Here is a 25,176-nt window from a genome sequence, read left to right on the forward strand (position 1 = left end):
CTTCAATCACCACAATCGCTCAGCACAAAGAAACGGCCTCACCCCTGATGAATACTGGAGTGAAGCCGTTTAGAAACAGACAAAACTTTATATTATTTCATCTGTCAACTTGACAGGGCCAAGTGCAAGCGCCGCCTCGTTTTTGCATCCAGCATCTTTACCGGACAATAATCACTGACGCGTCGGCTTCCCGCGCAATTTCACCAGCGACATGACCCAAGCGTGAACGCCCGCGCCGTTCATGCGAACCTAGAATAATCAGATCTGGCTTGAACGCTGGTACAATTTCATCCAAAATCACGCCGGCAGGCTTGCCTTCCCCAATCAACGGTTGCACGTTTTGCGCGCCAAAGGCCTTAGCCTTCTCCACGTACGTGTTGAGGTGAGCGGCCATTTGACCGCGCCGTTCGCTCAGTAAATCTGGTGACAGCGATTGATAGATATTTAAGTCCCCGGTTTCAAGCACCGAAACGATGCCCAGCGGGATGTTGTAGATCTTGGCTAAGGTTGACGCGTAGTTGAACGCTTTGCGTGATGATTCATCATCATCGTCATCAACCGCGAGCAACAAGCGGTTGTAATGCATCGACTCTACTTCAAAATCGTCTTCTGTTGCCATTGGAATGCCTCCTGCTTTTAGGCTTACCTAACAATGCTTATTATACACGTTTTGCTGCCCAAAACCAGGGCGGGCGAAATCATTAATGCTATTATACCATGAAGTGCGATGACGCCGCGCTGGAACCACTCGTAGCCACACAAATAGGCTTCAAATCGGATCTTGCACTAATCACGATTCGAAGCCCTTAGGAGTTGAGGCTGTTCTCGGTGTCTTGGTTTCGTTCATCTTGCTTAACTCTGATACTGCGACACCTCTATATCTATATTCACTTGTACGATCTGACGGCGAGAGGAACTTTGGTGCGGCCAGATAACTTGGCGTTGTTTGTTGTTATTCAATCAACCGATATGCACCCTAATCACGCTGTCATGCCGCTTGGATTACTGAGTCTTGTTATTAGACTCACACCTCCATTGTGCTGCTGATTTTGTTGGTAAGGTTCGGGTAATTCTTAAAACACTGGGTGGCACAGTACATACTGTACCTGGACTCTTCGCTGCTCGGTGTTGGACAACCTCTCAGTTAATGAGCCGGTCTCTTGTGGATGGATCTTCCGAGAACCTCCCTTAACTCCACCTATAATATAGCACGGGTTGCTATTTTGTGCAAGCGCTTACGCGTTATTTATTTAATTGAGTTGTTCAACTGAACGGCTAATATTCAAACTGCCGCAGTGGGCTCGCGGCCCCGTAGCCAAAGAGTTTCAGGCGCCGGCTTTGCGGTTCCACTGCCACCACATACCCGCTGTACTCACTCGGCGTGTTGATCAACCGATTCCATTTGCGGTTATAATTCGTCGTCAACCCGTGCAGGCGGCCCATCAAGGCACTGCAGTTCAGCAGGCTGTAATGAATACCATTAATACGAAAATCCTCTTCCGTATGCCAATGCCCGGCTACCGCGGCAATAATCGTGCCGTTCGTCTGCGTAAAGTCAAAGGTCGCCTGGCCGCCGAAATCGCCGTGCTCGCCAAACTGCACCTGTCCGGCCAACTTCGCATTAAAGGCGCGCAGCACTTCATGCACCTGCTTGCCGTTATAGCGCAGACCTGGTTTGCCGCTGCGTGTCATCACTGGGGCATGACTCATAATCAAGACATCGCGACTGCCAGCGGTTTGCAAGGCGTCAATCAATTCTTGAATCTGGCCAGCGGTCATGGCCAGTGTTTTTTTCAAATCGTAGTTCTTGCGGCCACTCACCCAGCGGACGGGCACATCAGAGGTATTCATGACGATCACGCGCACATTGGCCCAGTCAAAGTACGACAGGCCGTGGCGACTAATGGTCGGGCCGCCCACTTGCAAGCCCATCGGCCGCAGTACCGTTTCGTTGAAGACCCAGGGGTGGAAGCTCCCGGCAAAGCGCCGATTGCGTTCGGCGTATTTGTCATTGTCGTCGTGGTTCCCTTTGGCAATCACATAAGGCAGGCTGTCGGCCTCATAGTCCGCGACGATATTGCGTAGCCGCCACAAGGTCAAAAACGACGGCTCCGAGCCATCTACCAAATCGCCGAGGTGAATGCGCCAGTCAATCGGCAACTCTCCCGCCAGCCAGTGCTGCTCTTGAACATGCCAGTAGCCATTCGGGCCGTAAAAGGTGCGCGAGAAAGCCGTGCGATCATGGGTATCGGTGATGACCGCCATGTTCAGCCCGGACTTGCTCAGCTGCGGCCGCACCCAGTCGGCAAAGGCCGTGAGATCTTTTTTGGCAAAATGGCGAATCGAGATATTTTGGTGACGCAACATGGCAATTCCTCCTCAAGGGCTACCGCCCGCTTAAATATGGGTCCACACGCCTAAGCCTACCGCTACGACCAGCGCCAAGGTGGTCAGCAGCAAGTTCTTCACGGCTAATTTGAACGTTTTTTGTTTGTCGGGATTGGCTTCAAACCCGCGCACATTTTTGATGACCACTGGCGCCGTCAAAATGGCCAGCAGCGCCAATTTTGGCAAGGCCTGCGCCGCCACCGCCAGCAACAGCAAAATATAGCCAGCGGTATACAACGCCTTAAAGAGCAACAAGCTCTTTTGGCGGCCCAAGTAATACACAATGGTGCGCCGGCCCAGCGCCTTGTCCTCCGCCTCATCGGCGATGTTATTCGCCAACAGGAGCGCGGCAATCGCGGCTTGCGCCAGCCCAGAAGCCAGAAACACCGGCCAAGCAAACGCCGATAGCGGGGCTTGACTAAAGGCATTCACATACACGGCAATCAAGGTGATCACAAACCCCATGGTAAAGCCGCTGAAAAACTCCCCGAAAGGCGTGGTTGAAATCGGCCGCGGCCCGCCGGCATAGCCATAGCCCACGGCAAAGCTAAACAAGCCCAGCCAGAGCAGCGGCCAACCCGTGCGACTCACCATCCACAGCCCCAAAATGGCGCTCACGGTCATCATCCCGGCAATGAGCCAGCCAATGGCGCTGGGATTGAGCTGCTCTCTGCCAATGATATTCGTTTTTTCCCGAAAGGCCAAGGCTTGGGTTTTCGTGGCCCGCCGGTAGTCCTGATAATTGTCATTGGCATCCACCGCCATGTTGAATAGCAGCATCGCAATGAAAAAAATGATCAGTTCGGGCAGATGGAGCACATGATAATGATACCAAGCATACAAGGTCCCAAGCAAAAACGGAAACACCGAGGCAGTCTTGGCCTTCAGTTCCACAAGTTCAAAAAACACCGCTGGTCGCATGAAACGCTCCTTTTTGGCGGCGGCTTGACTTGCCCCCGCGACTTTTTTTAGCTAAAGTTAAATTATATTCATTTCAATGGAGGCCCATCATGGTCAAAGCCGCTTGGCTGCGTTACCCGGAAATCTATCCAAAGCTCACTGCCGTGCAGGCGCGGCTTAAAATTGCCAGCCAGTTGCGCGTGCCTGCCGTCAACGCCCGGGTGCAGGCCCAAATCAATGCCGGCGGCAAAATGCTCCGTAGCGGCCTCCTGTTTATGCTAGCGCGTTTTCACGACCTTGACAATCCATCGCTGGTCGCAGCCGGCGCCGCGATCGAAACGCTGCATCTGGCCACGCTGATTCACGATGACGTGCTGGATCATGCCGACCGCCGCCGCGGGCAAACCACCATTCAGCAGGAATCCGGCAACCAAGCGGCGATTTACGCCGGTGACTACCTGTTTGCGGTATACTTTCAGCTGCTAGCGGAAGCTGCGCCAGACGTGGCCAATGTCGGCCGCAACGCACGGGTGATGCGCCGCCTTTTGCTCGGGGAGCTGGATCAAAATGCTGTGCGCCGCGACCACTCCATCACGATTCACCAATACCTGCGGCAAATCAGTGGTAAAACCGCGGCGTTATTTGAGCTAGCAGCCTGGCAAGGCGCCACGCTGAGCGGAGCTACTGCGGCCGAATGCCACGCCGCTGCGCGTTACGGCCATGCAGTGGGCATGGCCTTTCAGATGACCGACGACTTACTGGATTACACCACGGCTGCCGGCAAACCGGGTCTCGAAGACTTGCAGAACGGCATTGACACGTTGCCCGTCTTGTACGCCTTGGCCCAGGCGCCTGAACTGCAGCCGTTGATCTTGGCCGCCCAAACCGATCCAGCCGCTAGAGCCGAAGCGGCGGCGCAGATTCGCCAGCTGGGCCTGCCACAAGCGCAACACCTGGCTGCGCGCTATACCGACAAGGCCTTAGCGGCGCTGCAGACTTTCCCCGCTGGTCAGTCGCGTTCGGACCTGATGAACTTAACCCAGGCCTTGCTCACGCGGCAGCAGTAACATTCAACTCACCAAGCGCAAACAAAGCCAGTCGGCCCGCCTTAAATGGTGGTCGGCTGGCTTTGTTTCGGTTAGTCCGCCTTGAGGCCCCAGCGGCTGCCGGCTTGCGGCGTCAAATAGTAGACCGTGGTTTCAATTTGAAACCCGGCTTTTTGATAGACATGTAAGGCAGCAGGATTAGTGTTCTCAACCCCTAATTTCAAAGCCCGCCTGCGCGAGTGCGCCAACGTCACCATCAGCTGAGCCAAAAAGCGCTGGCCTAAACCTTGGCCGCGAAACGGTGCCGCGATAAACAGCCCGAACAAATAATCATAAGCGCCGTAATCGACCCCACAGTAGCCGATAATTTGGCCCTGATAGTGGCCAACATATGGGGCGTTGTGTTCGGAATGCAGATTGGTCTCAAGGTAGCGGCGCGCCTCAACTTCAGCCACCTCAGGAAAGGCTTCACAATATGCTGGCAGTAAGGCCGCAATTTCGGCCGGTTGCAGCTTGGCCACCGCGATGGCCGGGTCGACCGGTTCTGGCCGCTGCGCCGGAGCCGCTAATTGATATTCAAACTCGGCCTCGCGCTGCAACTGATTATGGGTGGCAAACGCTGGGGCCTGAGCCAAAAAGCCTTGCTCGGTCATGAATTCTACTTGGTCGTAACCGGCTCGCCTCAGTACCTCGGCCGCCGCTTGCCACAACTGTCTAGCAATGCCGCGTCGGCGCCAGTTTGGATGCACATTAATCGTCACATCCACTAAGCCGCCTGGCGCCTCATCGGCATAAAGCGTCACCAGCCCCACTAAGGCAGCGTCTGCATACGCCAAGAAAAACGCCGGTATGTTTAAGTCGACGTTGAACTGATTACTCAAATAAGGATCTCTGGCACTGCCATCGGCCGCCTGCACCGCCGCCAGTAGCGTCTGGGCTGCTGTCATTTGGCCTGGGCTAAGCTGCGTGGTTTGCTCAATTTGCATTGCTGATGCCTCCAAAATTCAATTGCGCTTAGTGTACCATTAAATCTCCCCAGCATCTAAGGCATACAAATGGCGATACCGCGCATTGGTTGCCAGCAGCTCTTGCGGGCGGCCTTGCAACGTCAGGTGCCCATCCTCAAGAAACAGCACCTGATCACAGCGGTCAACGCCTTGCAAGTGATGGGTCACCCAGAGGACCGTTTTATCTTTCAGCACCGCAAACATCGTGGCCACCAGCGCCTGTTCCGTAATGGGATCAAGCCCCACGGTTGGCTCATCGAGCAGCACGATTGGTGCATCCTGCAGTAAAATTCGGGCCAGCGCCAAGCGCTGGCGCTGCCCGCCGGAGAAAGCAAACCCCGCCTCTTCTACCGGGGTGTCCGCGCCTTGCGGTAAGCTGGCCACCAATTGATCGAGCTGGACGGCTTTCAGTGCGGCCCAGACTTCTTCATCGGTGGCGGTTTCGTTGCCTAACCGCACGTTGTTGGCCACTGAGGTATTAAACAAAAACGGGCTTTGATCCAGCACGGCAAATAGTTGCGGCCGCACGTTTTGATATTGCAAGACCGATTGGCCGTCCAGCAGCACTTGGCCACTGGTGGCAGTGAGGTCACCTAGCACCAGCTGGAGCAAGGTGGTTTTGCCCATCCCGCTGGGCCCAAGCAGTGCGATTTTCTCGCCGCGCTTCATCGTTAGATCAACGCCGCTGATGAGCTCTGGCGCCGCGTCATTGTAGCGAAAATGCACGCCTGCCAACGTTAACGCCTGCACTTGCGTGGGCGCGGCTAATTGTGCTGGCAACGGCCGCTGGCTGGGTGTCAACGCATTCAAGTGCTGCAGCGCCCCTTGGTAAGTGGGCCATTCGCCTACGCCCTGGGCCACGCTGGAAAAGGCCATCGCCAGCGGGAACATCACCAGGGCAAAACTGCCAATCCAATTGGCCGTCACCTGACCGCTGCCGAACTGGACCGCGGACCACCACAGCAGCGCCGCTGGTATCAGCCCAAAGGCCAGGTCACCGCAGAAATCGCGCAACCATTGGAACTTGCGACTGGTATGGGTAGACGCTGCTAACGCCGTGGCCGCCTGCGTGGCCTGCTGAAGAAAGGCCTGCTCATGATGGGTAATCGTCCAATCACTCAGGCCCAAGGTGGCATCGGTCAAATCGCCATACGCCTGCTGGGTCAACGCTTTTTGGCGTTGCTTACGCTTTTTCTCCACCACCAGACCCCACCAAGGAATCAGAATCAGCTGGACTAACAAGAGCACCAAAATCCACAGCGCAAAGCCCCAATCAAAAATCCCCAGTCCCAGGGTGATCAGCAAGCTCAGTCCGCCGGCCACCACGGTGGGAAAAATCGCGCGTAAGTATAAATTCTGAATGTGACCAATATCATCCGCCAGCAAACTCAGCAAGTCGCCCGTGCGCCGATGTTCCTGCCAAAAAGCGGCATCGGTTTCCAGCACCTGATACAGCTTGCGCCGCATGTGACTGGTCACGCGTAGCACCCAGTTATGGCTGGTTAAGCGCTCAAGGTACTGAAACACCGGCCGGCCGATCCCAAACGCCCGCGTCAGCACCACTGGCACGTAAATCGCCGCAAACAGCGGCTGCCGCGCGGAAAAGTCAATTAAGTAACCGGAAGTAAACATCAACGCCCCGGCGCAGACAAACGTTAAAATTCCCAGCGTCAGCGACCAAAACAAGAGCCGCCGATACCGTTTCAAATCGGGTTTCACCCAGTGATCATGCTTGAACATGTGCTTCCCCCTTCATCTGCGCCACCAAAGCCTGGTAAGCGGCGGAATGGTCCGCCAAGTCCGCTGGCGCCCCTTGGGCCACGATTTGGCCATGAGCAAGCACGATGACCCAATCCATCTGATTGAGCCAGTGCAGTCGGTGGGTGGCAAAAATCACCAGCCGGCCCTCAAACAGTGGTAGCATCGTTGCTTTGAGTTCGGATTCAGTTTCAATATCCAAATGCGCCGTTGGTTCATCAAACAGCCAAATGCGCCGCTCCTTGGCCAGCAGCGTGCGCGCTAAGGCGATACGCTGGGCTTGACCGCCTGAAACACCGCAGCCGCCTTCGCCAATGCGAGTCGCTAAGCCCTCAGGCAGCGTCCTTAGCCAATCACCGAGGCCGGCTTCGCTCGCCGCTTGCTGCACTGCCGCATCGCTTGCTTCAGGTTGATAAAAGCGAATGTTTGCCGCTATTGTGTTGGCAAACAAATAGGGATTTTGCGGAATGTAGGACAGATGCTCCTGCCACGCTGGCTGAGCCAAATGAGCAAGCTTCGTACCATTCAGGGTAAAGGGCTCACCGGTGGGCTGCAAGAAGCCACCAATTAGATTCAGTAAGGTCGACTTACCGGAGCCACTGGCGCCAATAATTGCCACCTTTTGGCCTTCATGCAAGGTAAAGCTAGCCTGCTTGATGCCCTCGGCGCGATCCGGGTACTGAAAAGTCAGGTCACTGGCGGTTAACGTCAGCGGGCCGGCCAATTCTGGTTGCTGCGTAGCCGGTTGCGGTACCGGCAGCGCCAGCAATTGCCAAATCGCGGTCAAGGCGTTTTTCCCATTCAAAGTAGCGTGATAGTCACTACCAAATTCGCGAATCGGCATGAAATACTCCGGCGCCAGAATCAAGGCCACCAGTGCTGGGTACAAGCTCAACTTACCATTCAGCAAGTCAATGCCCATAAACACCGCAATCACCGCAATCGACAGGGTGGCAAAAAAGTCCATTGCAAAGCTCGACAGCATCGCAATGCGCAGCACCTTCATGGTTTGCTTGCGGTAATCTTCTGAGACGGTGTAGACATTCTGGGCGTACTGCTTGCTAATGCCCATCAGCTGCAGAGTCTTCAGTCCGCGTAGCGAGTCGATGAAGTGATTGCTCATGCGCTGAAAGCCGGCATACTGGCGCTCGGATTCATCTCGCGCGGCCATGCCCAAAATCACCATAAACAAAATAATAACGGGAAACATGATAAGCAGCGCAATGCCGGCGAGGTGCTGCTGCATAAAGATGTACCCCACTAACACCCAAGGAATGATCATCATGCTCAGCACTTTATTCAAAATGAGTTCAATATAATTTTGCGTTTCACTCACGCCGTCCAGCGCCATGGTCACCAAATTGCCGGTACCTTCCTGCGCCACCGCCTGCGGCCCCAGCGCATACACCTGGGCCAAGAGGCGGGTTTGTAGGTCACTGGCCGCGCGCCGCGCATAATGCTCCGCTAAGGCGTTGCGCCCCCAGGTAATCGCCTGGCGCCCGGCATAGGCCAGACCAAAGCCTAGGATATAAGGCACTAGCCCCGCCATGGGGAGCAAATGCCAAGCGTGAACTATCCCTGCTGCAAGAAAATGCCCTTGGCCTAAAATAACAAATGCCTGCCCCAGCGTAAGCGCGGCAAGCATCAGCATAATTTTTCGGATTCCAGGCAGCTGCAACAATCGTTTATCGATCATGCGAGCCTCCTTAAAAATGTTATTCGTTCAAGCTTACTTGGCCGCCACGCGCTTGTGGAACACGACATAGCTCCAAATGAAGTAGCCCAGTGCAATCGGCAACAAAATGCAGGTCACCACGGTCATGATGGTCAGCGTCAACGGACTCGCCGAAGCATCCTGAATCAAAATGGAATGGGCCGGATTAACCCCAATCATCACCCGCGGGAACAAGCCATTGAAAATCAACGCTACAACCAAGGCTAAGCCGGCGCCACTGCTAATAAAGGACAGCAGCTCGCGGTCTTTCACAGCGCCGTAATGCGCCAGTGCGGCGGCAACCACAATCAAGATCACAATCAAGGTGGTGGACACAGGCCGCGCCTTAAAGAAATCGGTCATGAAGAAGACCAGGGCCGCAAACACCACTTCACCGGCATACAGGACCCAGGCCAATTTGGCGTTCAACGCCCGTGCGCGCTGGCGCAGCGGGCCTTCGGTTTTGAGGCGGATAAAGTTGAGCCCATGCATCAGGCACATCAGCACCACGGCCACCCCACCAACAATCGTCAGCAAGTTGATCTGGTTGCCAAAAGTAGCAAACACATTGCCTGCCTGGTCGATGGGCAGCGGCTGAATAATCGCGGTGAAAATCATCCCCAAGAAAAACGGCGGGATAATACTACCAAAGAACAGCGCCCACCGCCAAATGCTGCGACCGCGTTCGGTTTCTGCATGAGCGGCAAACTCGAACGCCACCCCACGAATGATCAAACCAACCAGCACAATAAAGAACAGCAGGTAGAAGCCAGAAAACAAGCTAGCATACCATAACGGATAGGAGGCAAACATCGCCCCACCGGCGGTGATCAACCACACTTCATTGCCATCCCAATGCGGGCCGATGGTGCTGACCAGTTGCGTGCGTTCTGCTTCGTCATGGGCTAACAGGCGGGTGGCCATCCCCACCCCAAAGTCGAAGCCGTCAAGGAAGAAGAAGCCGATAAACAGCACGGCGAGCAGTAAAAACCATAACAATTGCAACGCTGTCATTTAGCAAACGCCTCCTTTGCAAAGGGATCGCTGGTGCCATAGTCCGTATCCAGTGGTCCGCCTGGTCCTTGCTTCAAGACCCGGCGGCAGTAGTAAATCATGACCCCACCCAGCATTGTGAACAACAAGAAGTAAACGATGTTGGTAATCAGCAGCTGTGGCACGGTTGTGGTTGGCGACACGGCGTCGGCAATCGTATAAAGGCCGTAAACCACCCATGGATAGCGACCCAGTTCGGTAATGAACCAGCCCGCCGTATTGATGATGAACGGCAACCACAGCGCCAGTCCTAGTAGATAAAGCAGCCACCGCTGATTGAGCAAAGTGTCCTTCTTCTTGCGGGAGAACCACAGCCCCAGCACGGCGAGCAATGCCAGTAGCACCCCGCCGCCAGCCATCACGCGAAATGACCAAAACAGGGTCTTGACCGGGACATAGTAATCCTTATCCTTGCCATACTTTTGCTGCAGCTCAGCATTGACCGTGTCCATACCTTTCACGCTACCGTTAGCTTTATGGTACGACAGCAAACTCAGCAAATACGGAATTTCGATGTTGCCTTTAACCGTATGCTTTTTAGTATCAATCAATTCCACCAAGGTCCAAGCCGCCGGATCGCCGGTGTCCTTGTAAATGCCTTCAGTGGCGGCAAACTTCATCGGTTGGTCCTTGATGATGAACTGGGTCTGGGTATCGCCCACGCCAATCGCACCCACGACGGATACCAAACCGACAATCAAGCCCACGCGCAGGGACTTTTGGAAAAAGTCAACGTCGCGCTTTTTCAGCAGTTGCCAAGCCGCCATCCCGACCACCGCAAAGCTGGCCGTGGTGAAGGCGCCAAAAATGACATGCGGGAATTCAACCCACAGTTGCGGGTTCAAAATCACGGCCCCAAAGTCCACCAGCTTCACCCGTCCCGTGGCGGGATTAATGGCAAACCCAGTGGGGTGTTGCATGAACGAATTCGCACTTAAAATCCAAATCGCACTCAGCGTCGTGCCGAGCCAGACGAACCAAATCAGCGCCGCATGGACCGCTGGTTTGAACCGGTCCCACGTAAACATCCACAGGCCGATAAAGGTGGACTCCATGAAGAACGCCAGCAGCGCTTCAATCGCCAGTGGTGCCCCGAAGATATCGCCCATGAACCGCGAATAATTCGACCAGTTCATCCCAAACTGAAATTCTTGGATGATCCCAGTGACCACCCCGACAGCAAAACTCAAAAGAAAAATCCGACCCCAAAACTTGGCCATTTTTAAATAGACGGCCTGCTTTTTGCGGACATACAGTGTTTCCATAATGGCAGTTAACAGCGCCATGCCGATGGAAAACGGCACGAAGAAGAAATGAAACACTGTGGTCATGGCAAATTGAAAGCGGGCTAGGTCGAGCACGGTTAAACCTGCAAGCATGCTTAAACCCCCTCCTTGACTCCAATAATTAGCGCAATCGTTTTCACACTAATCATAGTATAGCGCCAGCCACAGGCGCGGCGGGCACCGGAACTGAAAAGAAACCTTTGCTAAATCTGGTTTTAGCAAAGATTTCTTCGTGAAAACTAGTTTTGAGGCAAGATTTTCTGAATCAGTGGCCGCTTGGCTGGTGCCTGGTCGCCAATGGTGAACGCCGCTTGCACCTGCTGAGCCACCGCGGTCACAGTTGGCTGACTGGCGTGAATCATGGCCAATGTTTCGCCTTCAGCCACTGGGGTGCCCACTTTCTTGTGCAGCACCAGCCCCACCGCCAGATCCAAGACATCATCTTTCTTGGCTCGTCCACCGCCGAGCTGCATCACCGCAAGACCGAGGGCGTTGGTGTCAATCGCAGTGACATACCCCGCGGTCGCGGCGGTCACGGGAATTTTGTATTCAGCTTGCGGCAGTAGCTTTGGGTTGTCGACCACCCTCGGGTCGCCGCCCTGCGCGGCAATCAGTTGTTTGAACGCCGCTAAGGCCCGGCCGTCGCGCAACGCATCTTCAGCCATCCCAATAGCGGTTTCGAGGTCTGGTGCTTTGCCGCCCAGCACCAGCATGTGGGCGGCTTCGGTGATGGTCAAAGTCCGCACATCTTTAGGACCGCGGTCTTTCAAAATGGCAATGGATTCGGCGATTTCCAAGCTATTACCAATGGTGACGCCAAGCGGTTGATTCATATCGGTTAAAAGTGCCACGGCCTTCACGCCGGCCTGTTTGGCAATCGCCACCAAAGCCTGCGCCAACTTTTCAGCTTGCTCAGCAGTCTTCATAAAGGCGCCGTTGCCGACTTTAACATCAAAGACCAAGGCGTTGGTGCCGCTAGCGATTTTTTTGCTCATGATCGAGCTGGCAATCAACGGAATCGACTCCACTGTGGCCGTGACATCCCGCAAGGCGTAAATGCGGCGGTCTGCTGGGGCCAAATCACCGCTGGCCGACACAATCGCCTGCTTAATGCTTTTGACTTGGGCGCGAAAGGCCGATTCGCTTAAGTTGACATTAAACCCCGGGATGCTTTCCAGCTTGTCCAAGGTGCCGCCGGTGTGGCCCAAGCCGCGGCCGGAAATCATCGGTACCGGCACCCCTAAGCAAGCCACCAGCGGCGTCAAGGGAATACTGATTTTATCGCCGACGCCACCGGTGCTGTGCTTGTCGACTTTGATGCCGGGAATCTCGCTGAGATCCAGGCGGTCGCCGGAATTGAGCATCGCAAAAGCCAGCGCCGCCTGTTCCTCATCGGTCATGCCTTGGAAGTAGGTCGCCATCAAAAAGGCGCTCATTTGATAATCCGGCACCTCGTCCTTGACATAGGCCGTAATCAGCCAATCAATCTCCTGTTTGGTTAAAGTGCCCCCGTCACGCTTTTTGGCAATTAAGTCCACCATCCGCATTACAATCCCAGCTTTCTATATGTTCTGCCTTCATTGTACCAGAATCTGTAGCGCTTTCCCGGCTCAAGGCAAATCGATGTGCTACACTCAAAGCAGAAGACTAAAGGAGCGATTAGCATGGATGAACACACGCTGCACCAGTTAGGCAAAGTTGAATTGCATTGCCACTTGGATGGCTCATTAAGTTTGGAAATGATCAGAAAGCTCGCCGCTCGTATCAACTTAACCCTGCCAGCCAGCGATGAGGCTCTGCGGCAGCTCGTCACCGCACCGCCTGACGCCACCGACCTGATGGACTATCTTAAGCCCTTCGATTTCATCAGGCCGCTACTCCAAACCAAAGAAGCCTTGAGCATGGCCGCCTATGATGTGGTGGCCCAAGCTGCCGCCGAAAACGTCCGGTACATCGAAGTCCGCTTCGCGCCGATTCTGTCGATGGATGAGGGTCTGTCCGCCGCAGACACGATTGAGGCCGTGATCGATGGCTTACATCGCGGCATGGCCCAATTCGACATCATTGCTCGCGCCTTGGTCTGTGGCATGCGGCAGTTCCCTGCGGCCAGCAATGACGCGATGTTTAAGCAAGCCGCCCCACTGCTCGGCCACGGTTTGGTGGGCGGTGACTTTGCCGGCAACGAAGCCGACTTCCCGCCGGCGGTGCTGCAAACCAGCATTCAAAAAGCGCAACGACTCGGGATTCCGCTCACGCTGCATGCCGGGGAATGCCACTGCGCCGAAAATATTTACCTGGCTTTGCAACTTGGCATCCAGCGCATCGGTCACGCCACCGCCCTCACGCATGAACCAAAAGTCATTCAAGCCTTTGTGGCCCGCGGCGCCACGGCGGAATTATGCCTGACCTCGAATCTACAAACTCGCGCCGCCACCAGCCTGGCTGATTTTCCCTATCAGGCCTTGCGCGCAGCCGGGGCTAAGGTCACCATCAACACCGATAACCGCACGGTGTCCAACACGACCTTAACCCGCGAGTATTGGTTATTTGCTCAGAATTTTGGCGTCACCATTGCCGATTTGTTGCAGTTTAATCACGATGCCGTGGCCGCTGCCTTTTGCACCGAGGCGCAAAAAGCCGTGCTTCACCAGCGACTCGATGCCGATTATCGGCCTTATCTCTAGCCACCAAAAATGCCACCCATGCGGATGGCATTTTTTATTTTTATTCGTTCAGGGCCGTGTGTTGCCGCCGAGCAATCATCGGTAAAATCAAGCCTAACGCCAAGAAAATCAGTGGCGTGATGATGTTCAGAGCCATCTGGAACCACCAGGTGCTTGGATCGGCGCTGTAGGAAATCTTTGGCAGCATCCCCATCACACAGGCAAAGGCGGTGAAGAAGAAACACCAGCCGCCAATGACCATGCCGACCTTGCGATTTTTGACGAATTCATACTCAGACTGAAATTTCTCCAAATGCTTGTTGAGCATGATGTAAGCCAGGAACACCCATAGATACCGCAGTGGCATCACCACTGAGTTCAGGTTCAATAACCAGTTGTACAACATGTTCATGTTGCCGATACCAAGGCTCGGCACCACAATCAAGAGGCTGACCAAAATCCCAGTCATCCAGTACCCCTTGATTGGCGTCCCTTTGGCGTTGAGTTTCCGCAAGCCTTTTGGCACAAATTCAGGATCCGCATCGCCAAGCAAAATCTTCAGCGGCGCATCAATGGAAAAGGCCAGCGCGGAAATCTGGGCCATCGCTTGGGCCAATGCGTACAAAATCACGAAGACGTTACCGACATGGTAGTAGCCGCCCAATTTGGCAAAGGCCAAGTAGGCACCGTTAGCCATCAGGTCTTGAGGAATGTGGCTGGAGTTAAACAGCATCCCCATCCCAAAGCTCCCTAAAATCGCGCACAAGGCGACCATCCCGGCGAGCACCAACATGCCCATTGGGAATTCTTTAGCGGCGTTTTTGGTGTTGTTGACATAAGGCGAGATTTTTTCCGCGCCGCCAACCGCAAACACCAACATCGAAAGCGTGGTGAAGTAGTTCAAGTTAAAGTTCGGCAGGTAGGTGCTGAGGCGATCCATGTGCGGGGTGGCAATAGTGGCCCCTTTGGTCATGAACGGCGCCGATACCGCCAAAATAATGAACAGAATCGACATAATGAACATCGCCGTCCCTGCCACTGAGCCGATTCGGTTCAACGTGGCCAGACCGCGGGAAGATAGCCACAGAAAGGCCAAGAATAAAGCTAAGCAAATCAGGGACACAGTCACAGAATTCACTTCTTTGACGAAGTTCCCGTTGCCCTTGAATAGCCAGCTGAGGGAAATCAAAATCCCCTGCGGCTTTTGGGCTAAGTAAGGCACATGCACCACCCAGTATGTCCAAGCGGCATAATATGCCAACCGCTTAGTGGAGGTGCGCTTGATCCAGGATGACACACCGCCGTTTTCATCTTTGAACGCGGAGCCCAGCTGGCCCACGATCAGGGCATACGGCACGAAGTACAGCAGCATGATGAGCACCCATGAGGTGATTACAGATAAACCTTGCTGCGCATAGTTGTTGACGACATTGCCTAGGCCCCATACGGCGACGAAAGCTATTAACGCCACATTGTACCAGCGCAATTGTTTCTTGCTATCAGCCATTCCAATTCCCCCAAATTCTCGCATCAGTAATCAATAAGTAATTAGCATTGATTTTAGCTGACAAAGCCGAGGGTTTTGGTGAGGGTGTTGGCAAAATCCGATTAAAAGCTTGTGAATATACTCTCAAAAACCGCTTATTTTTAGACAGAAATGATTAAACTATAAAAACCCGGCACAAAAACAAATATTTGTGTCGGGTTCGATAATTTTATTTTTCTAATGGTTGGGGCGAGAGGCCTTTCATCAAGAACTGAACGCATTGATCAACCATCACCGGCACATCCGGCTGCGATTGAGCGGTAATAAAGACCATCACACCTTGACTCAGCAACGTGCCGGCAATCATGCTGATAATTTCCAGCGGCGGCCAAGCCACCAACTGGCCGGCCTGTTGGTAATGTTCAATCACTGGGACAAAGCGCTCGGTGAACAACTGCTTTAACCGGTCGGTGACCTGGCGGGCCAGATCTGGCCGCTGCAGCATTTCACTAACAATGATTTTGACCACGCGGTAATTATCCATCGCAAAGTGGAGTCGGTCCAAGAGGATGGTGCGGAGCAACGTTTCAAACTTTGCCGGTACTTGATTCATCGTGTTGTCGACGAACTCGCCGGCGATTTGCGGGATAATTTCGTCCACAAACGGCGCCAGTAGCGCCTGCAAAATCGCGTCTTTGGTTTTGAAGCGTTTGTACACAGTCCCTTCCGATACGCCGGCCGCCTGGGCAATGTCGCTGGTGCTGGTGCGATCGAAGCCTTGGGTGGCGAATAAATCTAAACTGGCACGCAACACCGCCTTTTGTTTAGCTGACAGCTCACTTTTGGCGAGGCTTTCCTCAAACAGTTTATCAACGTTATGAACGACCATGTTGCGCTCCTTTCTTTACACTTGCCGATATTTCTTCATGGTTTGCACATTCAGCAGCAAGAAGAACGCCGCAAACGCCAACATGATAAGCAAATCCGACCAAATTGCACTCAGGCCAGCGCCTTTTTCCACCACTTGGCTCATCGCGCCGGCGCCGTAATACAGCGGCATGATGTGGGCGATGGCTTGCAGCCAACCTGGCATCGTCGCCACGGGAATGATCCCGGAGAAGAAAATCTGGGGAATCACCACTACGGGGATGAACTGCACCATCTGGAATTCACTGCCGGCAAAGGTCGAGATGAACAGGCCCATGGTCAGCGCCAGCATCGCCAGCAGCAGATTGATCAAAATCACCAGCCAAATCGAGCCCAGGATTTGAATCTTGAAGGCGTACATCGTGAATACCACAATCAGCAGGGTTTGAATCACGGCAAACAAGCCATACCCGGTCAGATAGCCGGTAATGATTTCCCCGCGCCGCACCGGCGTTGCCAGCAGCCGATACAAGGTACCCGTGGTGCGCTCGCGCAGCAGCGCAATGCCGGAGATTAAGAAAACAAAGAAGAACACGATAAAGCTCATCAAAATCGGCAGCAACGTATCAAAGAAGGTGGAGTCCTTGTTCCCATATAAATAATGGGTCTTGGTTTGATACGTCGTGCTCCCAGCGGCCTGTGCGATGCCGGTTTGCGCCGGCGGTGCGGTGATCCCGGCCGCCTTGGTGGCCGCCGCCAGCGCAGTCGACAACTGTTTAATGGCTTTCGCCTGGGCCTGCAGTGCGGCGCCAGCAGCCTTGGTCTTCAGCTTGATTTGGGCCGCCTGCAGGCTGGACTTGATGATCGTCGCTTTGGTGGGGTCATCATTGGCCAGCGTCAACGTCAACTTGTCACCGCTTTGCACCAGCATCCCGGCATAATCGTGCTGCCGAATAATCTGCTTGGCCGAATCATCACTGGTGGTGGCCTTTAGTTTTAGATTATCGTTTTTCAGCGCGGTCTGCAAAGTGGAATCCACATTTTTCACCGCCAGCGTAGCCGTGGTATTGCCACTGGATTGAAACAAAAAGTAAATCAACGTCAAAATCAATAGCGGTGCCACAAACATCAAGGCCAAGGTCCGCTTATCGCGGAGCATTTCGGTCATAACGCGTTTAATCATTCCGCGTGTGCGCATCTTGAGCCCTCCCTGCTTTTAAGAACACTTCTTCGATGGTTGGCACTTGATACTCAGCCAGCAATTTGGCTGGCGTGCCTTGGGCGATGGCCACGCCGCCTCTAATCATCATCAGTTCGTCGGCCTCTTCGGCATCTTCCATCACATGGGTGGTCAGCAAAATGGTTTTGCCCGCATCAGCCAGCCGGTGTAACTCCTGCCAAATCTGCTGCCGCAGCTCGGGATCAATGCCGACCGTTGGTTCATCCAAAATCAGCAGCGGTGGATCAGCCAGCAGGGCAATCGCGAGGGATAAGCGCCGCTTCATGCCGCCAGAGTAATCAGCAACGGCTTTGTCGAGGTCGTGATCAAGATTAACGACCGCCGCCGCATGGGCCATCTGCTGGTCCTGTTGCGCTCGCGGGACGCCCATCATCGTGCCAAAAAAATGTAAGTTTTCCCGCGCCGTCAACGTCGTGTACAAGGCATCGGTTTGGGCCATGTAGCCAATTTTGGCCAGCAGCGCACGATTAGGCACGGCGGTGTCGAGCACCCGCACCGTGCCTGACTTGGGCCGGAGCATGCCCATGATGGTGCTGACTAGGGTGGTTTTCCCAGCGCCACTTGGCCCAATCAAAGCCAAGATTTCACCGGCCTTCACCGTTAAATTGATGTCTGAGAGCACGGTGGTTTTGCCGTAACCCTGTTTTAAGTCTGTCACTTGAATGGTTGTTGCCATTATTCTGAACCTCGCTTTCGGCTCACCGCTTCGGTAAGTGAGTACTCACTCATTATAGCTTCACGCTAACCAGTGTCAACTAAATTTGAATGACTGCCAAATAAAAAGCCTCGATTCGCTTGGAATCGAGGCTGATGGCTAAAAATAATCGTACAGCTGCGTTTGCCGCTGGAGGAAGGCTTCCCCCACACTGGCAATGGTGAACGGATCGCCATCCACTAAGCCTAGCGTGTAAGCGGCGCGCAGCGAACGCACGCCAAATGTGGCTTTCACCAGTTGCTGAATGGACAACGAAATCTGCGGCTCGCCAGTGGCGCGGGTGAAGCTCGCTTGGCCATCACTAATCGCCAGTTGCCACAGGCCAGCATTTTCCGGAATGTAATCATCCTGGATGGCGATTAAGGTCGGCGCCAAATCGCTGACCTGGTAGGGATAGCGCTGCATGAAGTCAGCCACATCGACAATGCGGGCCATCATATACGCACGCACCGAAGTTTGCAGCTCACTGGGATCCGGGAGTAAATCATGAATGGATTCCGGATTGCCGGTGGTGAACACATATTGCTGATAAGCCGAGCGATGGCCGCCGGTGAAGCGAGCCAAGGCCAACAGCGCATCCAAGTCGTCATGGAACAGCTCAAAAATCCGGAACGTGTCGCCGTCGCGTTGGTACACCATGTAGCCCGTTGGCCGCTCCCCCATCATCGCCACAGCTACTTCGCGGTCAGGGTAATGATCCGCCAGATTTAACCACCACCAATCGGCGCGCCGCAGCCCGCCGCGCGTAGCGTCTTTGCTGCGGCCATAGACAGCCGCCATGGCGCTGATGGCTGCCCGAAACGGCACCCGCACCACGGTCACGCCGCTTTCGCGCTTTGGCACTTTGGGAAAAGCATGGGTCGGCAAGACATGCGTCACCTGATCAAAGGCCCCTTCATAGCCAAAGCGGCGGTAAAAGGTCGATGAAAACGGCGCCAGGTAGGATAAGGTTTCGCCCTTAGCCCGCATCGCTTGAAAGGCGGTCCGCATGATATCCCCGATGCCGCCTTGACCCGCGGCTTCTGGGTATGACGCCACATAACCAATCCCGCTCATGCCGAAGCCCACACCGGCAAAATCCACCTCAAAGTGTGTCCCCAGCACCCCGCTGGCTAAAGGTTCCCCGACGCCCCAGGCCGCTGAATGCGCGTAAAGGCTAGCAAATGCGCGGTCGCGCGTTTCACTGGTCGGTTTGTTGAACGCATACCGGGCCAAGGCATAGTAGCTGGCTTCATCTTGCGGCGTAAGTTGCTTCACAGTCGTCATCATGTTCCTCCTCTAAACAGGCTTTGCTTTCAGTATACCTTACGGCGCCAGCGCGCGGCAGTCTGCTCGCCATTTCGCCTTATGATTTTCTTATGCTCAAAATCAAACTTTAACCACATTCCGACCATAGTTTAGCCCCACCCCCTGGGTAAACTGAACTTATTCGAAAGGATGATCACTATGCAACTCAATCAAACGAATGTTATCACCGCTCAGTTGGAACAAATCAGTTATCCGCAAATCATTGCCCGCGACGAACACGGCCGGGCCTTCATGGTGGAAACGAATCAAAAACAGCGCGACGACCCCGCCTTTTGGGAAGTCATCAGCGCCATTTTGAAAGCCCAGCTGTGGGTGCCGGTTTCAACCCGGCTCCATGAATTATTCGATACCGATTGGCTCATGCCGGCGGAAGCCTAAGCTTCTTGCCATTGGCGGAACCGCGCCGAAGCGACGACCAGCGTCACCACCGCGTCTTTGGACAAAGCGGCGGTCACGGTTTGTAAATGACCCGTGGTGGCCACCGCTCCAATCACTTCCAACCCAAACTTGACAATATTCAGGTCTTTCTTCGGTTGGTAGCCGCCTTCAAAGACCGGCTCATGGTTGTAGGTGAAATTAATCTGATCTTCGGTGATGGAGCCATCGACATGGTTGACCATGATGCGATCTTCCACCGCCGCTAGCGGCTGTTCATCGGCCAGCAAGTTCAACTTGTGATCAGATTCATCTTGGTCATAAGCCCCTTGCTTGCGATCCAGATAAGACTTAGCTGGGGCGGCGAGGACTTGCAGGTAGTCGACTGCTGCCTGCACCTTGGCCACTGGCATCAATTCCGCCTTATCTAACAGCTGATCGTGATGGGCTTCCAGCCAATCCGCCAGTTCACTGATTTCAAATTGATCCATCTGTATCCTCCTATGCGCACTAAGCTTAACTGGCAAACCGCCAGTTGAACGAAACTATCCTTGATATTGTATCATTTTTCCGTGGCCTGACCAAAGGCAAAAAAGCCGGCGCGCCACCATCCTTTGACAACCCAATGCCCCTTGCCAACGATGCTACAATGGAGTTAAGGAGGTCTTGACTATGCCTACCATCAAACAACCGCAACTGCCGGTGTTTGATGCGCAAGGGCACCCGCTCAAGCTCAAGCTCCAAATCACGTACAAACTGCGCGTGAAAAACGGCTATATCTTAGCGCTGAGACCCGATCAACATCAAACTCGGCTGCCGAATTTAGCAGCACCCCATTCACATCAATAATGAGCAATCACGCAGGCCGCCTGCGTGATTTTTTGATTTCTGGCGCCGTAGCCACTGCTGGTTTAACCTTCGGCGCTTTAGGCCCGGCCACCGCCATTAGGCACACGGTGGCGATAATCAGCGCGCCGCCCAGCAGTTCCGGTCCGCCAAGGTGCAGGTGAAACATCAGCACCGACACCACCGTCGCGCCTAGTGGTTCAAAAGCATCCAGCAAACTGGCCGCCGTGGCGGAAATATACTGCAAACTAGCGAGGTAAACCAGGTAAGCGATTAACGTGCCGAACAAGACAACAAAGGCATACGCCGCGATGCCGGTGTGATCAAGGTGCGGCGGATTTTGCCACACTGGTCGATATAGGGTCATCACCAGCCCGCCCAGCAATTGGGCCCACGCCGTCACCACCAACGGCGAATGCCGCCGCAGTAGCCCAGCTGGTAGCATCGTGTACATCGCCGCGGCCAGCGCCGCCAAGAGGCCCCAAAGCAAGGCCCGCGGACCAATCGCCAGCTGGGTCAAGTGTCCTTTGGTAACCACCATCAATGTCCCGAACATGGCCAGGGCAATGATGAGCACATCTTGCCGCCGCGGCAGGGTGCGCGCCATGAACGCTGACAGCACCAGAATGACCACCGGCGCCAAGTACTGCAGAATCGTTGCCGTCGGGGCATTGCCCACGGCCACCGCTTTAAAGTAGATGAACTGCATGGTAATCATGCCGAATAAAATGAAAATCACCATTTGGCCAGCATCGCGCCGGTTGCGCCAAGGCGCTAGCACCGCTTGCGGTGCCTTCACCAAGGCCAACAACATGGTCAGCACCCCAGCAATCAGCATTTTTGAACTGATAAGCCAAGCCACATCAACGCCTTGGGCAAATAAAAGCTCACTCGCCGGGCCAGACACACCCCACAAGCAAGCACCGAACATCGCTAAGCCAATTCCCAGTAATCGTTTCTTTTGCATTTTAATTTTCCCTACTGCGCCAAGTGATCATCGATGACGCCGGCGCCTTGCAAAAAGCTATACGCCGTCACCGGCCCCATCATGGTGATACCGTGTTTTTTCATACTGGTGGCCACCTGCTTGGAGAGCGGGCTTTGCGCTGGCACCGCCGCCCAGGTTAGCGGGCGATTGATGATTTGCTGACCAGCGGTGAAATGCCAAACATAAGCATCAAAACTGCCATATTCCTTTTGAATGGCCTGCACTGCCTGGGCATTATGGGGAATAGATTCCAGCTTGCGGCGGTTGCGAATCAGCCGCGTGTCCTGCATCAGGGCTTCAATCTCAGCAGCTGGCATCGCCGCCACCTGATCAATCTCAAAACGATGAAAAGCTTCATTAAAGGCAGCCCGCTTGTTGAGCACCAGTTCCCAATTCAAGCCGATTTGGAGACTTTCCAAGCTCATCAATTCAAACAACGCCTGATCATCATGCGTGGGCTGGCCCCATTCTTGTTCGTAGTACGCCTTAAGGATCGCACTTTTCTCCCACCATGCTGGTGCTTGCTCTGCCATCGCCTTGACCACCTTTCAGATTAATAGCCACGTGCAAAGCTACCTGCAAATCCGGTAAATGTCAATCGCTTGGCGACCATTTTGGCAGAAAAATCGGCGCAAAAAAGCCCACTACTTCACAAGGAAGTCGTGAGCTCGCTGAAAGGCTTAAGCGGTTTTGACAATCAACACATCGCAAGGCGCGGTGCGATTAACATATTCGGTGACCGAGCCAACCAGCACCCGCTCCACCGCGTTCAAACCGGTGGCGCCGATCATGATCAAATCCGTGTTGTGGTCATGCGGAAAATCCGTCGCAATGACCGTCTTGGGATTACCGAAGCGCACGTGGATGTCAACATCGTCTAGGCCTGCCGCCTTGGCGCGATCTTGCAAACCCGTGAGATACTGTTCCGCATCTTGGGTGAGCTGGTAAATCGCGTCGCCGGAAATCATCCCACCATAGCCGCCAATGAACTGCTTCGTATCAAGCACATTCAGCAGATCGAGATGCGCATGATTGGTTTCCGCGACCTTGACCGCCTTCGAAAAAGCCAGTTCTGCTTCGTCAGAGCCATCAACTGGAACCAAAATGGTGTTATATTCCTGATCCATATGATCACATCCTTCTCATTTACTTAAGCGTAAATCATCCCCGCCCTAAAAACAAGCAGGACCATTTTTCAAGTGTCCAAAAATGTACAATCCGGTTAAGTTATCGCCGTGTGCTTACCACTCTAATCGATAATGAATACATTTTAGCCTTATTGTCAGCTTGATAATAAATGAATCAGTAAAATTGTTTAATCAACGTTGCATTACCGTTTTGAAACGGCTACATTAGATAACGTGCAGAGCGTAAAAACTCGAATGATTGAAATTAATAGAAATGTGGTGACATAGATGACTGAAACCGTTGGTAGTGCCCTTCGTCAGATTCGCAAGAGTCGCGGCGAGTCCATCGTGGAAGTGGCCAAGGCCACACATACTTCTCCTGCAAGCTTCACCAAATGGGAGAACGATCAAACCGTCCCTAGCGAGCGCAGCATTCGCAAGTTGGCTGAATACTACGATACTGAAGCCGTTGATATCTTGGCGCTGGCTTACCCTGACAAGTACGCCAAAGACAAGTCCAACATTGACCTGAGTGAATACAACGTGATTCGCGTGGAAGATCTGCTTTCTGACAAAACGGTGTTGACGTACAACAACGACCGCTTGCCGCAAACCAAAAAAGACCTCGTTGCTTCTTTCACCGCCGGTTTGATTATCGGCAGTGCTCAAGAAGAGAACTAAGCTTTATCCCCAAAAGTCGCTGCGGCGGCTTTTTTTCTTGGCCAACTTTGATATACTGAAACCGAATTCACGAAGGAGGACATTGCTTTGACACCCAAGGAATTACCGATTCACCACGGCTTCAACTTTCGCGACCTCGGCGGCTACCAAACCAAAGCCGGCCAAACCGTCGCTTCAAACCGCCTGATTCGCTCCGGCCGGCTGAACGAATTGTCGCCGCGCGACCAAGCGTTTTTGGCGGACTACGGTTTGAAAGTCGATGTCGACTTCCGCTCGCCAGAAGAGCGGGCCGACTCGCCTGACCGCTTACCAGCCGGCGTCGACTACCAATTCACCCCGGTGTTTCCCACCGATGAAACCAAAGTCACCAAATCGCAGGAAGAAAAGCACACGGAATTGGCCCAGGATCCCTTGGCCGGTTTTCGCAGCATGGTCAAAACCTATGCCGCCATTGTGCAACTGCCTAGCGCCAAAAAAGCCTACCGCCAGTTCTTTGACCTGCTGCTCGGCATGCCCAGCGATGGGGCCTTGCTGTTTCACTGTAGCGCGGGCAAAGACCGCACCGGCATGGGCGCTGTGTACCTCCTCACCGCGCTAGGCGTCGACCCCGTTACGATTCGCCAAGACTACCTCGCCTCCAACCTGTTCCTGGTCGGTGAAAGTCAGCGTCTGGTCAACGAAATCAAAGCCCAAGGCGGCTCACCGGCGCTTCAGGCCTCTTACCGCTCCCTCGGCGGCGTGGCCAATGAATACTTGGACTCCGCCTTGTTCACCATCAACCGCGAGTACGGCAGCTTGAATGACTACCTGACCAACGAACTCCTGCTGACCAACAGCCAGCGTCAGGACTTGCGGGCCCTGTACCTCAAATAACATATGCATACCTGCCACTAGCTGTGCAACCACGCCGCCAAGTCATCGCCAGACTAGACGGCGTGTTTCGATCTTTTGGCTTCGTCGCGCTGTATGGTAAATCAATAGCACACTAGGGCCGGCCAGCCGGAGCAAGCAGGGGCTCAGTGGTGAAATTGTTCTTAGCCGGTGGTTTTTACCGGCTTAGAACAAGCCGCGACTTTGAGACTCGCAGAGGCTCAAAGCGCTGGCCACCACGTTCCAGCCCCTGCCGGCGGAGGCTGGCCGACCCGGCAGCCTCACTCATGCAGCCTGCGGAAAAACGCGTTATACTATAGAAAAAAGGGAGTGAAAACAATGAAACTTTATCAAGGGTTAACTCAGGTTCAAGTCAACGATACACTGGCGGATGATGTGCCGAACTTCACGATCAAAACCGAATTGGACCGGCCATTGAATTTCGCTCCAGCGACGCTTTATCACTACATCGACAGCGTGCTTAAACCAGGTAGCCGCCACGATGAAAACAACTTGCGCTACGTCACGGACGCCGCCTTTATCGGCGAGAACTTTGACTTCACTAGCATTCCCGAAACGAAGGATTACACTGACTTCGAAGATAAAATGAAATTCACTCGCAACTTGGTGGCCGATCTCAACCGCCACGTTGCCGTCAACATTGACACCAAAGCCAATGAATTCCAATTGGTCTTCGTCGACTAATGGCATGCTAAAAGGCCCTGATCATCTGAAGTGCCCTACAATTGTTAGACAAGAAGTCTAACGATTGTGGGGCATTTCTTGTGACCAAATATAGTAACGAATTAAAGGCAAAAGTGGTTTCTGAATACTTGAAAGGCGGTATTGGTTACAGAG

At 53.9% G+C, this 25,176-nt stretch carries 25 protein-coding genes; 7 read left to right on the top strand and 18 right to left on the bottom strand.

Going from position 1 to position 25,176, the window contains the following annotated elements; translation table 11 throughout:
* Positions 1-157 precede the first annotated feature (157 nt).
* The 3 genes from AAA927_RS11920 to AAA927_RS11930 all read right to left on the bottom strand — a co-directional run bounded on the left by AAA927_RS11920 (position 158) and on the right by AAA927_RS11930 (position 3,309).
* Positions 158-619 (bottom strand): universal stress protein, encoded by a 462-nt coding sequence (locus AAA927_RS11920; RefSeq protein ID WP_125580127.1) that lies wholly within the window; start codon positions 617-619, stop codon positions 158-160.
* Positions 620-1,275: 656 nt separating this feature from the next.
* The gene (locus AAA927_RS11925; protein WP_338218037.1) at positions 1,276-2,367 is read right to left on the bottom strand and encodes a metallophosphoesterase family protein; all 1,092 of its coding nucleotides are present in this window, start codon (positions 2,365-2,367) and stop codon (positions 1,276-1,278) included.
* Between the two features lie 30 nt (positions 2,368-2,397).
* The gene (locus AAA927_RS11930) at positions 2,398-3,309 is read right to left on the bottom strand and encodes a 1,4-dihydroxy-2-naphthoate polyprenyltransferase (RefSeq protein WP_338218038.1); all 912 of its coding nucleotides are present in this window, start codon (positions 3,307-3,309) and stop codon (positions 2,398-2,400) included.
* Between the two features lie 89 nt (positions 3,310-3,398).
* Between AAA927_RS11930 and AAA927_RS11935 the strand changes: the two genes are divergently transcribed.
* Positions 3,399-4,355 carry a polyprenyl synthetase family protein gene (locus AAA927_RS11935; RefSeq protein ID WP_338218039.1) on the top strand — a complete coding sequence of 319 codons (957 nt, stop codon included), beginning with the start codon at positions 3,399-3,401 and terminating at the stop codon, positions 4,353-4,355.
* Positions 4,356-4,426: 71 nt separating this feature from the next.
* Here the strand turns inward: AAA927_RS11935 and AAA927_RS11940 are convergent, their stop codons facing one another.
* From AAA927_RS11940 to AAA927_RS11965, 6 genes are all read right to left on the bottom strand, one after another.
* Positions 4,427-5,320, bottom strand: coding sequence for a GNAT family N-acetyltransferase (locus AAA927_RS11940; RefSeq protein ID WP_338218040.1), 894 nt, complete (start codon positions 5,318-5,320; stop codon positions 4,427-4,429).
* A 39-nt stretch (positions 5,321-5,359) separates the two neighbouring features.
* Positions 5,360-7,081 carry a thiol reductant ABC exporter subunit CydC gene (gene cydC, locus AAA927_RS11945; protein WP_338218041.1) on the bottom strand — a complete coding sequence of 574 codons (1,722 nt, stop codon included), beginning with the start codon at positions 7,079-7,081 and terminating at the stop codon, positions 5,360-5,362.
* Positions 7,068-8,795 carry a thiol reductant ABC exporter subunit CydD gene (cydD, locus tag AAA927_RS11950; protein ID WP_338218042.1) on the bottom strand — a complete coding sequence of 576 codons (1,728 nt, stop codon included), beginning with the start codon at positions 8,793-8,795 and terminating at the stop codon, positions 7,068-7,070. The genes cydC and cydD overlap by 14 nt, the downstream gene beginning before the upstream one ends.
* A gap of 33 nt (positions 8,796-8,828) precedes the next feature.
* Positions 8,829-9,827: a cytochrome d ubiquinol oxidase subunit II gene (gene cydB, locus AAA927_RS11955; protein ID WP_338218043.1), complete on the bottom strand. Its 999-nt coding sequence runs from the start codon at positions 9,825-9,827 to the stop codon at positions 8,829-8,831.
* Positions 9,824-11,245, bottom strand: coding sequence for a cytochrome ubiquinol oxidase subunit I (locus AAA927_RS11960; RefSeq protein ID WP_338218044.1), 1,422 nt, complete (start codon positions 11,243-11,245; stop codon positions 9,824-9,826). The genes cydB and AAA927_RS11960 overlap by 4 nt, the downstream gene beginning before the upstream one ends.
* Before the next feature lie 146 nt (positions 11,246-11,391).
* Positions 11,392-12,699, bottom strand: a complete 1,308-nt coding sequence (locus AAA927_RS11965) for a pyrimidine-nucleoside phosphorylase (RefSeq protein ID WP_338218045.1) — start codon at positions 12,697-12,699, stop codon at positions 11,392-11,394.
* Between the two features lie 117 nt (positions 12,700-12,816).
* On the opposite strand from AAA927_RS11965, the gene add reads away from it, so the two are divergent.
* A complete protein-coding gene (gene add / locus AAA927_RS11970) occupies positions 12,817-13,836 on the top strand; it encodes an adenosine deaminase (RefSeq protein WP_338218046.1) in 1,020 nt (339 codons plus the stop codon).
* A gap of 40 nt (positions 13,837-13,876) precedes the next feature.
* Here add and AAA927_RS11975 read toward each other — a convergent pair whose 3' ends face one another.
* The 5 genes from AAA927_RS11975 to AAA927_RS11995 all read right to left on the bottom strand — a co-directional run bounded on the left by AAA927_RS11975 (position 13,877) and on the right by AAA927_RS11995 (position 19,389).
* The gene (locus tag AAA927_RS11975; RefSeq protein ID WP_204117946.1) at positions 13,877-15,322 is read right to left on the bottom strand and encodes an amino acid permease; all 1,446 of its coding nucleotides are present in this window, start codon (positions 15,320-15,322) and stop codon (positions 13,877-13,879) included.
* A gap of 208 nt (positions 15,323-15,530) precedes the next feature.
* Entirely contained in the window at positions 15,531-16,190 is a 660-nt protein-coding gene (locus AAA927_RS11980; protein WP_338218047.1) for a TetR/AcrR family transcriptional regulator, read from the bottom strand.
* A gap of 15 nt (positions 16,191-16,205) precedes the next feature.
* A complete protein-coding gene (locus AAA927_RS11985; protein ID WP_338218048.1) occupies positions 16,206-17,366 on the bottom strand; it encodes an ABC transporter permease in 1,161 nt (386 codons plus the stop codon).
* Positions 17,344-18,084: a heme ABC exporter ATP-binding protein CcmA gene (gene ccmA / locus AAA927_RS11990; RefSeq protein WP_338218049.1), complete on the bottom strand. Its 741-nt coding sequence runs from the start codon at positions 18,082-18,084 to the stop codon at positions 17,344-17,346. The genes AAA927_RS11985 and ccmA overlap by 23 nt, the downstream gene beginning before the upstream one ends.
* Positions 18,085-18,222: 138 nt before the next feature.
* The gene (locus AAA927_RS11995) at positions 18,223-19,389 is read right to left on the bottom strand and encodes a GNAT family N-acetyltransferase (protein ID WP_338218050.1); all 1,167 of its coding nucleotides are present in this window, start codon (positions 19,387-19,389) and stop codon (positions 18,223-18,225) included.
* A gap of 180 nt (positions 19,390-19,569) precedes the next feature.
* Between AAA927_RS11995 and AAA927_RS12000 the strand changes: the two genes are divergently transcribed.
* Positions 19,570-19,809, top strand: coding sequence for a hypothetical protein (locus AAA927_RS12000; RefSeq protein WP_338218051.1), 240 nt, complete (start codon positions 19,570-19,572; stop codon positions 19,807-19,809).
* Here the strand turns inward: AAA927_RS12000 and AAA927_RS12005 are convergent.
* On the bottom strand, positions 19,806-20,297 hold the full coding sequence (locus tag AAA927_RS12005) for a hypothetical protein (RefSeq protein WP_204117941.1): 492 nt from the start codon (positions 20,295-20,297) through the stop codon (positions 19,806-19,808). The two genes, AAA927_RS12000 and AAA927_RS12005, sit on opposite strands and share 4 nt — an antisense overlap.
* Before the next feature lie 181 nt (positions 20,298-20,478).
* Between AAA927_RS12005 and AAA927_RS12010 the strand changes: the two genes are divergently transcribed.
* On the top strand, positions 20,479-20,655 hold the full coding sequence (locus tag AAA927_RS12010) for a hypothetical protein (RefSeq protein ID WP_338218052.1): 177 nt from the start codon (positions 20,479-20,481) through the stop codon (positions 20,653-20,655).
* 7 nt (positions 20,656-20,662) lie between these two features.
* On the opposite strand, the gene AAA927_RS12015 is transcribed toward AAA927_RS12010, so the two are convergent.
* From AAA927_RS12015 to AAA927_RS12025, 3 genes are all read right to left on the bottom strand, one after another.
* Positions 20,663-21,619: a DMT family transporter gene (locus AAA927_RS12015; protein WP_338218053.1), complete on the bottom strand. Its 957-nt coding sequence runs from the start codon at positions 21,617-21,619 to the stop codon at positions 20,663-20,665.
* 11 nt (positions 21,620-21,630) lie between these two features.
* Entirely contained in the window at positions 21,631-22,173 is a 543-nt protein-coding gene (locus AAA927_RS12020; protein WP_338218054.1) for a DNA-3-methyladenine glycosylase I, read from the bottom strand.
* A gap of 147 nt (positions 22,174-22,320) precedes the next feature.
* Positions 22,321-22,767, bottom strand: a complete 447-nt coding sequence (locus AAA927_RS12025) for a universal stress protein (RefSeq protein ID WP_338218055.1) — start codon at positions 22,765-22,767, stop codon at positions 22,321-22,323.
* 288 nt (positions 22,768-23,055) lie between these two features.
* On the opposite strand from AAA927_RS12025, the gene AAA927_RS12030 reads away from it, so the two are divergent.
* The 3 genes from AAA927_RS12030 to AAA927_RS12040 all read left to right on the top strand — a co-directional run bounded on the left by AAA927_RS12030 (position 23,056) and on the right by AAA927_RS12040 (position 25,023).
* Complete coding sequence (locus tag AAA927_RS12030; RefSeq protein WP_338218056.1) at positions 23,056-23,448, top strand: helix-turn-helix domain-containing protein; 393 nt, start codon at positions 23,056-23,058, stop codon at positions 23,446-23,448.
* Positions 23,449-23,535: 87 nt separating this feature from the next.
* Complete coding sequence (locus tag AAA927_RS12035) at positions 23,536-24,321, top strand: tyrosine-protein phosphatase (RefSeq protein WP_338218057.1); 786 nt, start codon at positions 23,536-23,538, stop codon at positions 24,319-24,321.
* Between the two features lie 336 nt (positions 24,322-24,657).
* Positions 24,658-25,023, top strand: coding sequence for a hypothetical protein (locus AAA927_RS12040; protein ID WP_125582273.1), 366 nt, complete (start codon positions 24,658-24,660; stop codon positions 25,021-25,023).
* Positions 25,024-25,176 lie beyond the last annotated feature (153 nt).

The organism is Lacticaseibacillus salsurivasis (assembly GCF_036246225.1).
In the GTDB taxonomy this organism is placed as follows: Bacteria; Bacillota; Bacilli; order Lactobacillales; family Lactobacillaceae; genus Lacticaseibacillus; species Lacticaseibacillus salsurivasis.

Excerpts from the sequence above, each read along its gene's own strand:
- AAA927_RS11920 (WP_125580127.1), bottom strand. The coding sequence starts at position 619 with ATGGCAACAGAAGACGATTTTGAAGTAGAGTCGATGCATTACAACCGC.
- AAA927_RS11925 (WP_338218037.1), bottom strand. The coding sequence starts at position 2,367 with ATGTTGCGTCACCAAAATATCTCGATTCGCCATTTTGCCAAAAAAGAT.
- AAA927_RS11930 (WP_338218038.1), bottom strand. The coding sequence starts at position 3,309 with ATGCGACCAGCGGTGTTTTTTGAACTTGTGGAACTGAAGGCCAAGACT.
- AAA927_RS11935 (WP_338218039.1), top strand. The coding sequence starts at position 3,399 with ATGGTCAAAGCCGCTTGGCTGCGTTACCCGGAAATCTATCCAAAGCTC.
- AAA927_RS11940 (WP_338218040.1), bottom strand. The coding sequence starts at position 5,320 with ATGCAAATTGAGCAAACCACGCAGCTTAGCCCAGGCCAAATGACAGCA.
- cydC (WP_338218041.1), bottom strand. The coding sequence starts at position 7,081 with ATGTTCAAGCATGATCACTGGGTGAAACCCGATTTGAAACGGTATCGG.
- cydD (WP_338218042.1), bottom strand. The coding sequence starts at position 8,795 with ATGATCGATAAACGATTGTTGCAGCTGCCTGGAATCCGAAAAATTATG.
- cydB (WP_338218043.1), bottom strand. The coding sequence starts at position 9,827 with ATGACAGCGTTGCAATTGTTATGGTTTTTACTGCTCGCCGTGCTGTTT.
- AAA927_RS11960 (WP_338218044.1), bottom strand. The coding sequence starts at position 11,245 with ATGCTTGCAGGTTTAACCGTGCTCGACCTAGCCCGCTTTCAATTTGCC.
- AAA927_RS11965 (WP_338218045.1), bottom strand. The coding sequence starts at position 12,699 with ATGCGGATGGTGGACTTAATTGCCAAAAAGCGTGACGGGGGCACTTTA.
- add (WP_338218046.1), top strand. The coding sequence starts at position 12,817 with ATGGATGAACACACGCTGCACCAGTTAGGCAAAGTTGAATTGCATTGC.
- AAA927_RS11975 (WP_204117946.1), bottom strand. The coding sequence starts at position 15,322 with ATGGCTGATAGCAAGAAACAATTGCGCTGGTACAATGTGGCGTTAATA.
- AAA927_RS11980 (WP_338218047.1), bottom strand. The coding sequence starts at position 16,190 with ATGGTCGTTCATAACGTTGATAAACTGTTTGAGGAAAGCCTCGCCAAA.
- AAA927_RS11985 (WP_338218048.1), bottom strand. The coding sequence starts at position 17,366 with ATGCGCACACGCGGAATGATTAAACGCGTTATGACCGAAATGCTCCGC.
- ccmA (WP_338218049.1), bottom strand. The coding sequence starts at position 18,084 with ATGGCAACAACCATTCAAGTGACAGACTTAAAACAGGGTTACGGCAAA.
- AAA927_RS11995 (WP_338218050.1), bottom strand. The coding sequence starts at position 19,389 with ATGACGACTGTGAAGCAACTTACGCCGCAAGATGAAGCCAGCTACTAT.
- AAA927_RS12000 (WP_338218051.1), top strand. The coding sequence starts at position 19,570 with ATGCAACTCAATCAAACGAATGTTATCACCGCTCAGTTGGAACAAATC.
- AAA927_RS12005 (WP_204117941.1), bottom strand. The coding sequence starts at position 20,297 with ATGGATCAATTTGAAATCAGTGAACTGGCGGATTGGCTGGAAGCCCAT.
- AAA927_RS12010 (WP_338218052.1), top strand. The coding sequence starts at position 20,479 with ATGCCTACCATCAAACAACCGCAACTGCCGGTGTTTGATGCGCAAGGG.
- AAA927_RS12015 (WP_338218053.1), bottom strand. The coding sequence starts at position 21,619 with ATGCAAAAGAAACGATTACTGGGAATTGGCTTAGCGATGTTCGGTGCT.
- AAA927_RS12020 (WP_338218054.1), bottom strand. The coding sequence starts at position 22,173 with ATGGCAGAGCAAGCACCAGCATGGTGGGAGAAAAGTGCGATCCTTAAG.
- AAA927_RS12025 (WP_338218055.1), bottom strand. The coding sequence starts at position 22,767 with ATGGATCAGGAATATAACACCATTTTGGTTCCAGTTGATGGCTCTGAC.
- AAA927_RS12030 (WP_338218056.1), top strand. The coding sequence starts at position 23,056 with ATGACTGAAACCGTTGGTAGTGCCCTTCGTCAGATTCGCAAGAGTCGC.
- AAA927_RS12040 (WP_125582273.1), top strand. The coding sequence starts at position 24,658 with ATGAAACTTTATCAAGGGTTAACTCAGGTTCAAGTCAACGATACACTG.